Origin of the sequence: Pseudomonas sp. C8002 (genome assembly GCF_013385765.1) — a bacterium.
Lineage (GTDB): Bacteria > Pseudomonadota > Gammaproteobacteria > Pseudomonadales > Pseudomonadaceae > Aquipseudomonas.
Map to the genome: position 1 here is coordinate 85,231 of NZ_JACAPJ010000002.1, position 15,412 is coordinate 100,642.

The window sequence follows — 15,412 nt, forward strand, 5'->3', positions numbered from 1 at the left end:
GTCGCCATTTTTGTTAGAATCCGCAACGCGCCGCTCAGTCGGCGCGTTTTTTTTGCATCCGGTTCACCCTTTACGAGGGTAGCCACCTGGAGAGAACACCCATGACTCAACCGATTGTCGTGGCGGCACTGTATAAGTTCGTCACCCTCGAAGATTACGTCGCCCTGCGCGAGCCACTGCTGCAGGCGATGGTCGACAACGGCATCAAAGGCACCTTGCTGATCGCCGAAGAAGGCATCAACGGCACCGTTTCCGGCAGCCGCGAAGGCATTGATGGCTTGATGGCCTGGCTCAAGAACGACCCGCGCATGGACGACATCGACCATAAAGAGTCGTACTGCGACGAGCAGCCGTTCTACCGCACCAAGGTCAAGCTCAAGAAAGAAATCGTGACCCTGGGCGTCGAAGGCGTCGACCCGAACAAGAAAGTCGGCACCTACGTCGAGCCGCAGGACTGGAATGCGCTGATCAGCGACCCTGAAGTGCTGCTGATCGATACCCGCAACGACTACGAAGTGTCCATCGGCACCTTTGAAGGCGCGATCGACCCGAAGACCACCAGCTTCCGCGAATTTCCCGACTACATCAAAGCCAACTTCGACCCGGCCAAACACAAGAAAGTCGCCATGTTCTGCACCGGCGGCATTCGTTGCGAAAAGGCCTCGAGCTATATGCTCAGCGAGGGTTTCGACGAGGTGTATCACCTCAAGGGCGGCATCCTGAAGTACCTCGAAGAGGTGCCGCAGGAAGAAACCAAGTGGCAGGGCGACTGCTTTGTGTTCGACAATCGCGTGACCGTGCGCCACGACTTGAGCGAAGGCGACTACGATCAATGTCATGCCTGCCGCACACCGGTCAGCGTCGAGGACCGTGCATCCGAACACTATGTAGCTGGCATCAGTTGCCCGCATTGCTGGGATAAGCTTTCAGAGAAGACCCGTCGCAGCGCGATCGACCGGCAAAAGCAGATTGAACTGGCCAAGGCCCGCAATATGCCGCACCCGATTGGCTACAACTACAAGCAATCCCCATCCTCCGAGGCCTGAGCCATGTCCGCACGCCTGCTCTATGTAATGGATCCGATGTGCTCCTGGTGCTGGGGTTTCGCCCCGGTGGCCAAGGCGCTGGTTGAGCAGGCCCAGGCCGCAGGCGTGGAGCTGCACCTGGTGGTGGGCGGCTTGCGCACCGGCAGTGGCGCGGCGCTGGAGCCGACGACCCGGCGCTATATTCTTGAGCATTGGCAGGCCGTGACCGACGCCACCGGCCAGCCGTTCAAGCGTGAAGGTGCGCTGCCTGATGGTTTTGTCTACGACACCGAGCCGGCTTGCCGCGCCGTGGTCACTGCCCGCAGCCTGGCGCCGGATTGCGCCTGGAAACTGCTGGGGCTGATCCAGCAGGCGTTCTACGTCGAAGGGCGCGACGTGACTCGCGCCGACGTATTGGTGGAACTGGCCGAGACCGCCGGCGTGCCGCGTATTGAGTTCGCCGAAGCTTTCGACCGCGCCGACCAGCACGCGGCCACCGCGGCGGATTTCACCTGGGTCCAGGACCTGGGCATCGCCGGTTTCCCGACCTTGCTGGCGGAGCGTAATGGGCAACTGGCGCTGCTGACCAACGGCTATCAGCCGCTGTCCGAATTGGCGCCGCTGCTGAGCCGCTGGCTGGAGCGAGCTGCCTGTGCATGATCAGCCCGATCCCGTTGAGCAACCCAAGCGTGTCGACCGGCTGACCTGGGCGGAAGTCCGCCGCCTGGCGCTGCATCACAAGAAATCCCTGTGGATCGCCAATGGCGTCGCCGTGCTGGCAACCTTGTGCAGCGTGCCGATTCCATTGCTGCTGCCGTTGCTGGTGGACGAAGTGCTGTTGGGCCATGGCGATGCGGCACTGAAGGTGATGAACCACGCATTGCCCCTGGGTTGGCAGAAGGCCGCCGGCTATATCGGCCTGATGCTGCTGGTGACCTTGCTGCTGCGTTGCGGCGCCCTGGTGTTCAACGTGCTGCAGGCGCGGTTGTTTGCGCGACTGGCCAAGGACATCGTCTATCGCATTCGCGTGCGGCTGATCGAGCGCCTCAAACGCATTTCCCTCAGCGAATACGAAAGCCTGGGCAGCGGCACGGTGACTACGCACCTGGTCACCGACCTGGACACGGTGGACAAATTCGTCGGTGAAACCCTCAGCCGGTTCCTGGTGGCGATGCTCACCCTGGTAGGCACCTCCGGGATCCTGATGTGGATGCACTGGAAGCTGGCACTGTTGATCCTGCTGTTCAACCCGCTGGTGATCTACGCCACGGTGCAGTTGGGCAAGCGGGTCAAGCACCTGAAGAAGCTGGAAAACGACAGCACGTCGCGGTTCACCCAGGCGCTGACCGAAACCCTCGATGCGATCCAGGAAGTGCGTGCCGGCAATCGCCAGGGCTTTTTCCTCGGGCGCCTGGGCCAGCGGGCCCAGGAAGTGCGGGATTTTGCGGTCAATTCCCAGTGGAAAAGCGACGCCTCCAGCCGCGCCAGTGGCTTGCTGTTCCAGTTCGGTATCGACATCTTCCGTGCGGCGGCGATGCTGACGGTGCTGTTTTCCGACCTGTCCATCGGCCAGATGCTCGCGGTGTTCAGTTACCTGTGGTTCATGATCAGCCCGGTGGAACAGTTGCTGAACCTGCAATACGCCTACTACGCGGCGGGCGGGGCGCTGACGCGGATCAACGAACTGCTGGCCCGCGCCGACGAGCCGCAGTACGCGGGCGGTGCCGATCCGTTTACCGGACGCGAGACGGTCGGCATCGAAGTGCGCGGCCTGAATTTCGGCTACGGCGAGGAACTGGTGCTGGACCAGTTGAACCTGAACATCGCCCCGGGTGAAAAAGTCGCGATTGTCGGCGCCAGCGGCGGCGGCAAAAGCACCCTGGTGCAGCTGTTGCTGGGGCTGTATACGCCGCAGGCCGGCAGCATTCGCTTCGGTGGTTCGACCCAGCAGGAAATCGGCCTGGAGACGATTCGCGAGAATGTCTCCGTGGTGCTGCAGCACCCGGCACTGTTCAATGATACGGTGCGCGCCAACCTGACCATGGGCCGCGAGCGCAGCGACCAGGCCTGTTGGCAGGCGCTGGAAATTGCCCAGCTGGATGCGACCGTCAAGGCGCTGCCGCTGGGCCTGGACAGCGTGGTCGGACGCTCCGGCGTGCGCTTTTCCGGTGGGCAGCGTCAACGCCTGGCCATTGCACGGATGGTGCTGGCGGAGCCGAAAGTGGTAATACTCGACGAGGCCACCTCGGCCCTGGATGCGGCAACCGAATACAACCTGCACCAGGCGCTGGCGCGGTTTCTCAGTGGCCGTACCACGTTGATCATCGCCCACAGGCTGTCGGCGGTGAAACAGGCGGATCGGGTATTGGTGTTCGATGGCGGCCATATTGCCGAAGATGGCGACCATCAGCAGTTGATTGCTGATGGTGGCTTGTACGCCAAACTTTACGGACACTTGCAACAAGTGCGGTGATTTAGCCTACGCTGAGCTATCAGGAGCGGTTTTCACTCGCGTGCGTATTTTAGTTGTGCATGTGCAAGGGACCTCATGAAGCAAAAGCAGACTCTCGGAACCCCTCGGTTATTGGGCATTGTGTGGCCTTTTATCGCCGTCGTGCTGTTCCAGGCATTGTTAGGCTGCGTCAGTCTCTACGTACTCTCGGCGGTGCGCGGTTATGTGGCGGGCGAAAGCCTGTGGTCCAAGGGCCAGAAAGACGCGATCTTTTACCTGACGCTCTACGCCGACAGCCGCGACGAAGCCACCTTCCTCAAATACCAGAACGCGATTGCCGTACCCCAGGGCGGGCATGAGCTGCGGCTGGCCCTGGACCGCCCGACGCCGGACCTGCCTGCCGCGCGCCAGGGCATCCTCAAGGGCGGTAACCACCCTGACGACGTTTCCAGCCTGATCTGGCTGTACCTCAACTTCCGCCATTTCAGTTACCTGGAAAAAGCCATTGAACTGTGGACGGTGGGCGATGGCTACCTGGTGCAACTGGACGACCTGGCCCAGGAGATGCACCGAGCGATCATGGCCAATCAGGTCAGCGGCAGCGACGTACACCGCTGGAAGCAGCGGATCTTCGCGATCAACGACGGGGTGACGCCGGCCGCGAAAGCTTTCAGCGATGCTCTGGGTGAAGGCTCGCGGATGATTCTGCGCCTGCTGCTGGTGACCAACTTGGCCACGGCACTCGGCTTGATCGTGCTGGCGCTGTTGCGCACCCACAAACTGCTGGCCCAGCGGCATGCGTTTGCCGACGCGCTCCAGTTGGAGAAGGAGCGGGCGCAGATCACCCTGGAGTCGATTGGCGACGGAGTGATCACCACCGATGTCGACGGCGCCATTGCGTATATGAACCCGGCCGCCGAAGCCCTGACCCATTGGAAAGCCGCCCAGGCCCAGGGGCTGCCGCTGGCGGCGCTGTTCAACCTGCTGGACGAAAATGCCCAGGCCGACGGCTTTACCCTGATCGAACACATATTGGGCGGCCAGCTCGGTGGGGGCAGCGAGCACTCCAAGCTGATCCAGCGCCTGGACGGCACCACCGTGTCCGTCACCCTGGTGGGCGCGCCGATCCGCAGTGCCGGCAAAGTCGTCGGCGCGGTGCTGGTGCTGCACGACATGACACAGGAACGCCAGTACATCGCCAACCTGTCCTGGCAGGCCACCCACGACGCCTTGACCGGCCTGGCCAACCGCCGCGAGTTCGAGTTCCGCCTGGAGCAGGTGCTGCACAACGTCGGGCGCCAGCAAACCGGGCGCCATGCCTTGATGTTCCTCGACCTGGACCAGTTCAAGCTGGTCAACGACACCTGCGGGCATGCCGCGGGGGATGAACTGTTGCGGCATATCTGCGCGCTCTTGCAGTCCGACCTGCGTGAAGGTGACACCCTGGCCCGGCTGGGGGGCGACGAGTTCGGCATCCTGCTGGAGAACTGCCCGGCGCCGGTGGCGGAAAAAATCGCCGAAAGCCTGCGCCACACCGTGCAGAGCCTGCACTTTGTGTGGAAGGGCAGGCCGTTTGTCACCACCGTGAGCATTGGCCTGGTGCACATCACGCACGCCCCGACCACCCTGGAGACTTCCCTGCGAGCCGCCGACATGGCGTGCTATATGGCCAAGGAAAAGGGCCGCAACCGGGTGCAGGTGTATCACGCCGATGACTCGGAATTGTCCCTGCGCTTTGGCGAGATGGCCTGGGTGCAGCGCCTGCACATGGCGCTGGAAGAGAACCGTTTTTGCCTGTACGCCCAGGAAATCGCGCCCCTTGGGCACACCGAACAGGGTGATGGGCATATCGAAATCCTGCTGCGCCTGCATGACGAGGCGGGGCGGATCATCCTGCCGGACAGTTTTATCCCGGCCGCCGAGCGTTACGGCTTGATGACCTCCCTGGACCGTTGGGTGGTGGAGAACGTGTTCAAGATCATCGCGGGCTGCATGCGTGAGCGCCCGGGCCGGCCCATGGCCATGTGTGCGATCAATCTGTCAGGCACTACCATCGGCGATGAGGACTTTCTTGGGTTCCTGCGTGAGCAATTCATTGCCTACGGCATTCCACCGGAAATGATTTGTTTTGAAATTACAGAAACCAGCGCTATAGCGAATTTGGGTAGTGCGATTCGTTTTATCAACGAGCTCAAAGAGTTAGGGTGCCATTTCTCCCTGGATGACTTCTGCGCCGGGATGTCCTCGTTCGCATATCTTAAACATTTACCTGTAGACTTCTTGAAGATCGATGGAAGTTTCGTAAAGGATATGCTGGACGACCCGATTAACCGCGCTATGGTCGAAGTGATCAATCACATCGGTCACGTCATGGGTAAGCGCACAATTGCCGAATTTGTCGAGACACCCCAGATCGAACAAGCCTTGCTTGAGATCGGGGTCGACTACGCTCAGGGATACCTGATCGAGCGACCGCAGTTGTTTACCTTTGATAGTTTGCAGTGTCGACCTGTGCGACCGCACCCTCTGTTATTCAAGGCGCCTGGCACGTTCCGATGAAACATTTGCTGGTCTGTACATATCACAAATCAAAAGGAGCCCGACAGTGATCGACACATTCAACAGAACCGGCCCGCTTATGGAAGCCTCAAGTTACCCCGCCTGGGCGCAACAGCTGATCCAGGACTGTAGCGAGAGCAAGCGTCGCGTTGTCGAACACGAACTGTACCAGCGCATGCGCGATAACAAGCTCAGCGCCAAGACCATGCGCCACTACCTGATTGGTGGCTGGCCGGTGGTTGAACAGTTTGCGTTGTACATGGCACAGAACCTCACCAAGACCAAATTTGCCCGCCATCCTGGGGAGGACATGGCGCGCCGCTGGCTGATGCGCAATATTCGCGTGGAACTCAACCACGCCGATTATTGGGTGCATTGGGCCCGCGCCCATGGTGTCAGCCTGGAAGAATTGCAGGCACAGGAAGTGCCGCCGGAGCTGCATGCACTGAGCCACTGGTGCTGGCACACCAGCTCGGCCGACTCGCTGATTGTCGCGATTGCCGCCACCAACTACGCCATCGAGGGGGCCACTGGGGAGTGGTCCGCCGTGGTGTGTTCCACCGGCGTCTATGCCGCGGCTTTCCCTGAGGAAGACCGCAAGCGCGCGATGAAGTGGCTGAAGATGCATGCCCAGTACGATGACGCACATCCCTGGGAAGCCCTGGAAATCATCTGCACCCTGGCCGGCATGAACCCGACCAAGGAACTGCAGGTAGAGCTGCGCCAGGCGGTCTGCAAGAGCTACGACTACATGTACCTGTTCCTGGAACGTTGCATGCAGCTGGAAAAGTCGGTGGCCGCCCCCCGCAAACAACCCGCCCTGGTTGCCAGCGAGGCGTAAACGGGGTGATGGCGGGGTAAATTACCCCGCCATTGCCAGCCGATTGCGGCCTTCACGCTTGGCCACATACAAGGCACTGTCCGCCCGGCGCAACAGGCTCTCGGCGGACTCTCCCGCCAGCAAGGTCGAGCAGCCCAGGCTCACCGTCAATTCGATCCGCTCATCATCCGCCCAATAATCCTGGGCCTGTGCCGCCTGGCGCAGGCGCTCGCCGACCATCGATGCCGCGTCCCGGCCGGTGTTGGACAGCAGGATCAGAAACTCTTCCCCGCCAAACCGGAACACCATGTCCACATTGCGCAGCTGGCTCTTGATCGAGGCGGCGACGGCCTTGAGCACCTTGTCGCCCGTGGCATGGCCGTGGCTGTCGTTGATGTGCTTGAAGTGGTCGATGTCCAGCATCAGCAAGGACAGGGGTTGCAGGTGCCGGCGAGCCATGTCGATTTCCCGTTGCAGGGTCTGGTCCATGGCGATGCGGTTACCGGTTTCGGTCAGTGGGTCGCGCAGGGCACTGCGAGTCGCCGCACGGTAGAGCAGGGCATTGCGCATCGGGTAGAGCAAGGTGGCCAGCAGCGATTCCAGGTTGGCCAGTTCGTCTTCGAGAAAGCGTTGGTTGCGCCGAAACACCAGTTCGCCAAGGTGCTCGCCTTCATGGCTGAGGGCATAGCTCACCGAATGATGGCCGCGGTGACCGTACTCCAGGCGCAGGTCGCTGGCTTCGTGGCGGTATTGCAGGGCGTCCAGCGGCACCAGGCGTTGGATCTCGCGGAAGAACAACGCAAGGATATGCTCCGGCTCCAGGCTGGTTTGCAATTGCATGCCCAGTTGCTGGCGAAGTTGCTCAACCGTCGCGGGGCGTCGTGTAAGAAGGGAAGGCTGACCAAAGCCCAGGCGTTGCAATTTGGCGCTGTCGAAGTCAATTGCGTTGGTCTGGGTCGGTGTTTTCATAAGCGAATGAGCCTCTAAGCACAAAACTGTCTTACAGGCTGGGTGAGAGCGTCGTACTGTTCCTTCAGTTCCGTAGGACTGACGTACAGTCTAGCCCGGTTTGCCTAAGGGTATAACTGCCGCACGTCTTATAGCCGGGGCCGCGTCGCCGCGGGCCCCGGGTTGGGCTTATTGTTTTTGCGGGTCGAACTGCTTGTCACGGATAAACAGCGCTGGGATCACGCCGCAGATAAAGTACGCGCCGCCCATGACCAGGAATCCCACGCCAATCGAGCCATGGGACGCCAGGAAACCAATGGCTGCCGGTGCCACCGCCGCGCCGATTCGGCCAATGTTGTAGGCGCCGCCCACTGCAGAGCCGCGAAATTTCGCTTCGAAGCTTTCGGTCATGTAGGTCGCATTCACGCCGTAGGGGATGCCGTACAGGAAACCGAACACAATCAGCATCCACAGGATGTTGTCCGGGCTCTGGAACAGCACGATCACCGGCAGGAAAATCGCCGTGCCCAGCGCGCCGACGGCGAACACCAGGCGCCGGCCCAGGCGGTCTGCCGCGAGCCCGGCGAGGATCTTGCCGAAAATCATCGCCGCGTAGGTGCCGACCATGTAGCTGGTCATCGACTTGAAGTTCATCCCCAGCTCGCCTTCCAGGTACGACGGCATCCAGTTGTTCACGCCGTAGTAGCCGAACTGCAGGAAGCCTGCGGTCAGTGCCCAGAGGATAAACATGCGGCTGGCTTTCGGGTCGCTGAAGATCAGCTTGAACATGCCGTCGGGTTTCTTCGCCGACACGCGCTTGATGCCTTCGGCCTTTTCCCGGGCACGTTCGGCCTGGGCCTTGATCCAGGCTTGCGGCTCCGGCACCAGGCGTTGCATCAGTACGGCGAGGATCACCGGGATGATCGCCACGTAGAACAACCAGCGCCAGCCGTGGTTCGGCAGGATCCAGCCGGCGAGCAGGGTGGCGACGATGTAGCCCACCGACCAACCGGCCTGCAAGGTGCCGAGCACGGTGGTGCGATAGCGGGTCGGCACGTATTCGGCCATCAGGGTGTTGCACGCGACATACAGCGCGCCGAGGCCCAGGGACGCGAAGAAACGGGTGCTCGCGAACTGCCAATAGCTGTGGGTCATGCCCAGGATCGCCGTGCCGGCGGAGAACAGCACGATGCTCCAGACCACGGTTTTCACCCGGCCAAAACGGTCACAGGCCCAACCGCCGTAAATCCCGCCGATGGCCATCCCGGCCAGGGTGAAGCTGCCCAGGCTGCCGGCTTCGACGCTGGTCAGGCCGAACTCGGCCTTGAGGCTGCTGAGGCTGTAGGACAGCAGCATCAAGTCGGCACCGTCGATCAGCAGGCCGAGGAAGCAGAAGATGAATACGATGATCCACAGTTTGTTTTGCGCGGGCGACAACGCACCCGCCGAAGCGGCGACTTCCATAGCGATACCTTGTTGTAGTTGTTAGGGCACAAGTTATGGGTGTTGCGGTAATGCGGTTGGAACACGGTCAAAATGTGGGAGCGGGCTTGCTCGCGAAAACGGTGTGTCAGTTAATGCATCCGGTGGCTGATGTACCGCATTCGCGAGCAAGCCCGCTCCCACATTGGTCCAGTGTTGTTCCCGGGGTTCAGTGCTTGGCCTCGCGAATCATGTTGCGGGCGATCACCAATTGCTGGATCTGCGTAGTGCCTTCATACAGGCGGAACAAGCGCACATCGCGATAGAACCGCTCGATGGCGTACTCGCTCACATACCCGGCACCGCCGTGAATCTGCACACAACGGTCGGCCACGCGGCCGCACATTTCCGTGGCGAACATTTTCGAGCAGGACGCTTCGGTGCCGATGTTCAGGCCTTCGTCACGCTTGCGCGCAGCGTCCACCACCATGCAGCGGGCGGCGTAGATCTCGGCCTTGCTGTCGGCGAGCATCGCCTGGATCAGCTGGAACTCGGCGATCGGCTGGCCGAACTGCTTGCGCTCCAGGGCGTAGTTCAGGGCATCGTTGAGCATGCGCTCGGCGGCCCCGACGCTGACGGCGGCAATGTGCAGGCGGCCCTTGTCGAGCACCTTCATTGCGGTCTTGAACCCCACGCCTTCGACGCCACCGATCAGTTGGTCGGCCGGTACGCGCACGTTGTCGAAAATCACGTCGCACGTGTGGGCGCCTTTCTGGCCCATCTTGTGGTCGCGCTTGCCCAGGGACAGGCCGGGGGTGTTGCGCTCGACAATGAATGCACTGATGCCGCCCGCGCCCTTGATGTCCGGGTTGGTACGGGCCATCACCGTGTAGATCCCGGCGTGGGGGGCGTTGGTGATAAAGCGCTTGGTGCCGTTGATGACGTAGTGATCACCGTCGCGCACCGCCGTGGTTTTCAGCGAGGCGGCGTCGGAGCCGGAGTCCGGCTCGGTCAGGCAGAACGAACTGAGCAGTTCACCGCTGGCGAGTTTTGGCAGGTAGTGCTGCTTCTGCGCCTCGGTGCCGTCCAGCAGGATGCCGATGGAGCCGATGCCGTTGTTGGTGCCGAAGTAGGAACGAAATGCCGGCGAGGTGCGGCCCAGTTCGAAGGCCACATTGACCTCTTCTTCCATGGTCAGCCCGAGGCCGCCGTAGGCTTCGGGCAGGGTCAGGCCAAACAGGCCCAGCTCGCGGAACTGGCTGACGATATCCGCCGGGACGTCATCGGTCTCGGCCAGTTCGTTTTCCCGGGGGATCAGCGCCTCGTTGACGAACTGCTGCAGGGTTTCCAGCAACAGATGAAGCGTTTCGGGGTCTCGGATCATGTGCATTCCTCAGCGGCCCGTTCGGCGGGCCTGTTGTCGTCAATCTGCCGAGGCCTTGCACCGATCTGTCTAGCGGGCGGCGGCCTCGATGTTGTTCACCATGTGCTTGAGACGGGGCCCGATGTCGTCCTCGAGTTTCTCCCGGGAAAGGTGAAAACTCGGTCCGCCACAGTTGAACGTCAGCAGCCCATGTTGTGCATGCAGCAGCGGTACGGCGATGGCGTTTACATCGCGGTGCCACTCACCGATCGACATGCAATAGCCGAAATCGGTGTAATCCCGGAAGGCACGTTCCAGACCCTTCCTGATGCCCGGCCAGTCCTCCAGATGACGCTGGCGGATATGGTCGAGGATAAATTCCCGCTCGTTTTCCGGCATCGCTGCCAGGCAGGCGCGGCCTGCGGAACTCAAGTGCAACGGCAACCGTGTGCCGACCTGGCGGCGCATGGTCATGTTGGCTTCACCCTGGACCACGTCCAGGTAAACCATGTCCAGGCGGTCCCGCGTGGCCATCGCCACCGCGGCCTGGGCGTACTTGGCCATCGTCTCCATCAGCGGATGGGCCACGGCCCGCACCGACAGGTTCGACAGCATCGCGTAACCGAATGCCATCACGCCCACATCCAGCTGATACCGGCCTGACTGCGGCAGGTGCTTGAGATAGCCCAAGCGGGTCAGCGTATGGGTCATCCGCGTAATCGTCGGCTTTGGCAGCCCGGTCTTGCGTGCCAGCTCCTGGTTACCCAGCACGCTTTCGCTGGGGGTGAAGCAGCGCAGCAATTCCAGGCCTCGGGCCAGGGCGGTGACGAACTGGCGGTCCTTGTCTTCTTCCTCGTCGGCATTCATCGGATCGATCAGCAAGTGCTCGAAGGCGTGGTTGCCGGCAGGTGTTTCGGGTGTGTTCGGGTCCAGGTTTCGACGGCGCATGTTAGTCCCCCTTTTTTTAGAAAATCAACAAAACAAAATTGTATTCCGCACAGCGAAACTAATCAACTTTGCGTGGCGTTGTCTTTTTGTTTAATAAAACTCGTCTAAACAACGAGTTATAGCCCGATTTATCGGAGGGTCAGGTTTTTACGTTTACATCACGGCGACTCGGTCCTTATGATTATCGCTAAATACGGAATGTTGTTTCGCATAGCGAAACTGGCGATATCCGAACTAACAAGAACATTGCAGCAGGAGAATTTGTGGCCAGCCTCGACCAACCCGTAGTGCACCTCGACGTCCAGGACAATGGCGTCGCCGTGGTACGCATCCACCGTCCCGAAGTGAAAAACGCCTTGAACGCCCAGGTTCGCGAAGAGCTGGCCGAGCACTTTCGTGCCCTGGCCAAACGCCGTGATGTGCGCGCCATCGTGCTCACCGGCGGCGACCAGTTCTTCGTGGCCGGTGCCGACATCAAGGAATTCGCCAGCGCCAGCCCGATCGAGATGTATCGCCGCCACACTGAATACCTGTGGGAAGCCATCAGCCGCTGCCCCAAGCCGGTGATCGCCGCGGTGAACGGGTTTGCCCTGGGCGGCGGTTGTGAGCTGGCCATGCATTGCGACCTGATCGTCGCCGGGGAATCGGCGCGCTTCGCCCAGCCCGAGGTCAAGTTGGGCCTGATGCCGGGCGCCGGTGGCACCCAGCGCCTGGTACGCGCCGTGGGTAAGTTCCAGGCCATGCGCATCGCGTTGACCGGCTGCATGGTCAAGGCCCCGGAAGCCCTGGCCATGGGCATGCTCAGCGAAGTGGTGGCCGATGACCAGGCCATCCCCCGCGCCCTGGAACTGGCCGCGCAGATCGCCGCCTTGCCGCCACTGGCGGTGGAACAGATCAAGGAAGTGATGCTGGCCGGCGCCGACCTGCCGCTGGAAAGCGCGCTGGTGTTGGAGCGCAAGGCCTTTCAACTGCTGTTCGATTCGGCAGACCAGAAGGAGGGCGCCGCGGCGTTCTTCGAAAAACGCACCGCGAACTACCTGGGGGAATGACAATGGCTGATTCAATCAAGATCATGGGCCTGGTAGGCACCGGCGTGATGGGCGCCGGGATTGCTCAGATTGCCGCTCAGGCGGGCGTGTTGGTGCGCTTGTTCGATGCCCGCGACGGTGCGGCGCAAACCGCTCGGGATAACCTCGGCGCCACGCTCTCGAAGCTGGCCGCCAAGGGCAAGATCACCCAGGCAGCGGTGGACGCTGCGCTTGCGAACCTGCAAGTTGCCGCCACCATTGAGGCGCTGCACGACTGCGACCTGGTGGTGGAAGCCATTGTCGAAAACCTCGAGGCCAAGCGCGGCCTGTTGCAGCAGCTGGAAGGTGTGGTCAGCGCGGCGTGCATCCTCGCCACCAACACCTCGTCGCTGTCGGTCACGGCCATCGCCACCGGCTGCCAATACCCTGAGCGGGTCGCCGGGCTGCACTTTTTCAACCCGGTACCGTTGATGCGCGTCGTCGAAGTAATCGACGGCCTGGCCACTGCACCGAAGGTCGGCGATGACCTGCTGGCCTTCGTCGGCCGTACCGGCCATCGCGGCGTGCGCGCCAAGGACACCCCGGGTTTCATCGTCAACCACGCCGGCCGTGCGTACGGCACCGAAGCCTTGAAGATGCTCGATGAAGGCATTGCCGAGCGCGGCGACATCGACCGTATCCTGCGTGAAGGCGCAGGCTTTCGCATGGGGCCGCTGGAACTGCTGGACCTCACCGGGCTCGACGTTTCCCACCCGGTGATGGAGTCGATCTACAACCAGTTCTATCAGGACCCGCGCTACAAACCATCGCCCCTGACCCGCCAGATGCTGGTGGGCGGACGCTTCGGGCGCAAGAGCGGGCAGGGCTTCTACCGCTATGAAAATGGCCAGGTGGTGGACGGCCCGCAGCCGCAGCCGGTGCCTCCCATCAAGCAATTCCCGCCGGTATGGATCGCCACCGAAAACACCGACGACTACGAGCGCCTCAGCGCCCTGGTGATCGAGTTGGGCGCGCACCTTGAAAGCGCGGCGCAGCCTTCGCCTGAAGCGTTGTGCCTGCTGGCGCCCTACGGTCTCGACGCCACCTCGGCCAGCGAGCGCTTCCACACTGACCCGGCACGCACCCTGTGCATCGACCTGCTGACCGACCTGTCTCGCCACCGCACCCTGATGCAAAACCCACTGACGTCCACCGCCACCCGCGATGCCGCCCACGCGTTGCTCGCCAATGACGGTGTAGGTGTGACAGTGATCAGCGACAGCGTCGGCTTCGTTGCCCAGCGCACCCTGGCGATGGTGGTCAACCTGGCCTGCGACATTGCCCAGCAACGCATCGCCAGCGTCGACGATATTGACCAGGCCGTACAACTCGGCCTGGGTTATCCACAAGGCCCGCTCGCCTGGGGCGATGCCCTCGGGCCACGGCGCATCCTCACGATTTTGCAACGCATGAGCGAACTCACCCACGACCCACGTTATCGCCCCAGCCCCTGGCTGCGGCGGCGTGCGGCGCTGGGGATTTCCCTGCGTCATGAAGAGCCGGCAGTCGGCTGATTTCGATTCATCACAGGACAAGAATAATGGGTGCATTGACAGGTTTGCGGGTGCTGGACTTAAGCCGTGTATTGGCCGGGCCCTGGTGTGGCCAGGTGTTGGCCGACCTGGGCGCGGAAGTGATCAAGATCGAACGGCCACAGAGTGGCGACGATACCCGCGGCTGGGGCCCGCCGTGGATGAAGACCGACACCGGCGAGTCGTCCGGGCAGGCGTCTTATTACCAGTCCACCAACCGCGGCAAACTATCCGTGGCCATTGACCTGGCCACCAGCGAAGGCCAGGAACTGGTGCGGGCCCTGGCGGCCAGCTCCGACGTACTGATCGAAAACTACAAGGCCGGTTCCCTGGCGCGTTATGGCCTGGATTACGCGACCCTGGCCGAGATCAATCCACGGTTGGTGTACTGCTCCATCACCGGCTTCGGCCAGACCGGCCCGCGCGCCGAAGAACCCGGCTACGACTTCATCATCCAGGGCATCGGCGGCCTGATGAGCATCACCGGCGAGCGCGACGACCTGCCCGGCGGCGGCCCGCAAAAAGTCGGCGTGGCGTTCTCCGACCTGATGACCGGCCTGTATTCCACCGTCGCGATCCAGGCCGCACTGCTCAGCCGCGAACGCACCGGCGTTGGCCAACACATCGACATGGCGCTGCTGGACGTACAAGTGGCAACCCTGGCCAACCAGAGCATGAACTACCTGGCCTCGGGCAAGGTGCCGCAGCGTTTCGGCAACGCCCACGCCAACATCGTGCCGTACCAGGTATTCCGCGCCGCCGACCGCGACTTCATTATTGCCTGCGGCAACGACAGCCAGTTTGTAGCGCTGTGCCACAGCATCGGTTTGCCGCACCTGCCGGAAGACCCGCGCTTTCGGCGCAATGCCGATCGGGTTGCGCATCGGGCGGAGATTGTCGAACTGTTGTCGGCGCACTTCCTGGGGCGCACGGCGGACGAGTGGGTGGCGAGTATTCACGCCTCGAAAGTACCGGTGGGGGCGATCAACAACATCGCGCAATCCCTGGAAGAGCCGCAGGTGATTGCCCGTGGGTTGATGGTGAAGATCCCGCATCCCAGGAATCCGCAGTTCGAGATGGTCGGCAGCCCGATCAAGATGTCGGGCACGCCGGTAGAGTATGTAAGGCCGGCGCCGATGTTGGGGCAGCATACCGATGAGGTACTGGGCGAGCGCCTCGGGTTGTCGGCAGAGCAGTTGGGGCAGCTCAAGGCAGGAGGGGTGATTGAGCAACTCGACTGAAGGATGGCGGCCCATAAGGCCGCCATCTTTGCGCA

General features: G+C 61.9%; 12 protein-coding genes. 8 read left to right on the forward strand and 4 right to left on the reverse strand.

Annotated features, from left to right (window positions below; all coding sequences use genetic code 11):
• Positions 1-101 precede the first annotated feature (101 nt).
• The 5 genes from HX814_RS02215 to HX814_RS02235 all read left to right on the forward strand — a co-directional run bounded on the left by HX814_RS02215 (position 102) and on the right by HX814_RS02235 (position 6,877).
• Positions 102-1,046 carry a rhodanese-related sulfurtransferase gene (locus HX814_RS02215; RefSeq protein WP_003216738.1) on the forward strand — a complete coding sequence of 315 codons (945 nt, stop codon included), beginning with the start codon at positions 102-104 and terminating at the stop codon, positions 1,044-1,046.
• 3 nt (positions 1,047-1,049) lie between these two features.
• Entirely contained in the window at positions 1,050-1,685 is a 636-nt protein-coding gene (locus tag HX814_RS02220; protein WP_008433236.1) for a DsbA family protein, read from the forward strand.
• Entirely contained in the window at positions 1,678-3,498 is a 1,821-nt protein-coding gene (locus tag HX814_RS02225) for an ABC transporter ATP-binding protein (protein ID WP_003216734.1), read from the forward strand. Before HX814_RS02220 ends, HX814_RS02225 begins: the two co-directional genes overlap by 8 nt.
• 75 nt (positions 3,499-3,573) lie before the next feature.
• Positions 3,574-6,036, forward strand: coding sequence for an EAL domain-containing protein (locus HX814_RS02230; RefSeq protein ID WP_177009484.1), 2,463 nt, complete (start codon positions 3,574-3,576; stop codon positions 6,034-6,036).
• 79 nt (positions 6,037-6,115) lie between these two features.
• Positions 6,116-6,877, forward strand: coding sequence for a TenA family transcriptional regulator (locus tag HX814_RS02235; protein ID WP_218166164.1), 762 nt, complete (start codon positions 6,116-6,118; stop codon positions 6,875-6,877).
• Between the two features lie 21 nt (positions 6,878-6,898).
• Here the strand turns inward: HX814_RS02235 and HX814_RS02240 are convergent, their stop codons facing one another.
• From HX814_RS02240 to HX814_RS02255, 4 genes are all read right to left on the reverse strand, one after another.
• The gene (locus tag HX814_RS02240; RefSeq protein WP_003216729.1) at positions 6,899-7,825 is read right to left on the reverse strand and encodes a GGDEF domain-containing protein; all 927 of its coding nucleotides are present in this window, start codon (positions 7,823-7,825) and stop codon (positions 6,899-6,901) included.
• Between the two features lie 168 nt (positions 7,826-7,993).
• Positions 7,994-9,268: an MFS transporter gene (locus HX814_RS02245; protein ID WP_003216727.1), complete on the reverse strand. Its 1,275-nt coding sequence runs from the start codon at positions 9,266-9,268 to the stop codon at positions 7,994-7,996.
• 187 nt (positions 9,269-9,455) lie between these two features.
• On the reverse strand, positions 9,456-10,610 hold the full coding sequence (locus tag HX814_RS02250; protein ID WP_003216725.1) for an acyl-CoA dehydrogenase family protein: 1,155 nt from the start codon (positions 10,608-10,610) through the stop codon (positions 9,456-9,458).
• Between the two features lie 69 nt (positions 10,611-10,679).
• Positions 10,680-11,537 (reverse strand): IclR family transcriptional regulator, encoded by an 858-nt coding sequence (locus tag HX814_RS02255; protein ID WP_008433245.1) that lies wholly within the window; start codon positions 11,535-11,537, stop codon positions 10,680-10,682.
• Between the two features lie 263 nt (positions 11,538-11,800).
• On the opposite strand from HX814_RS02255, the gene HX814_RS02260 reads away from it, so the two are divergent.
• Genes HX814_RS02260 through HX814_RS02270 form a run of 3 tightly spaced genes read left to right on the forward strand, consistent with a single transcriptional unit; the run spans position 11,801 to position 15,377 of the window.
• On the forward strand, positions 11,801-12,586 hold the full coding sequence (locus tag HX814_RS02260) for an enoyl-CoA hydratase (RefSeq protein WP_003216721.1): 786 nt from the start codon (positions 11,801-11,803) through the stop codon (positions 12,584-12,586).
• 2 nt (positions 12,587-12,588) lie between these two features.
• The gene (locus tag HX814_RS02265) at positions 12,589-14,118 is read left to right on the forward strand and encodes a 3-hydroxyacyl-CoA dehydrogenase (protein WP_177009483.1); all 1,530 of its coding nucleotides are present in this window, start codon (positions 12,589-12,591) and stop codon (positions 14,116-14,118) included.
• A 26-nt stretch (positions 14,119-14,144) separates the two neighbouring features.
• Positions 14,145-15,377, forward strand: a complete 1,233-nt coding sequence (locus HX814_RS02270) for a CaiB/BaiF CoA-transferase family protein (RefSeq protein WP_003216714.1) — start codon at positions 14,145-14,147, stop codon at positions 15,375-15,377.
• Positions 15,378-15,412: the final 35 nt, after the last annotated feature.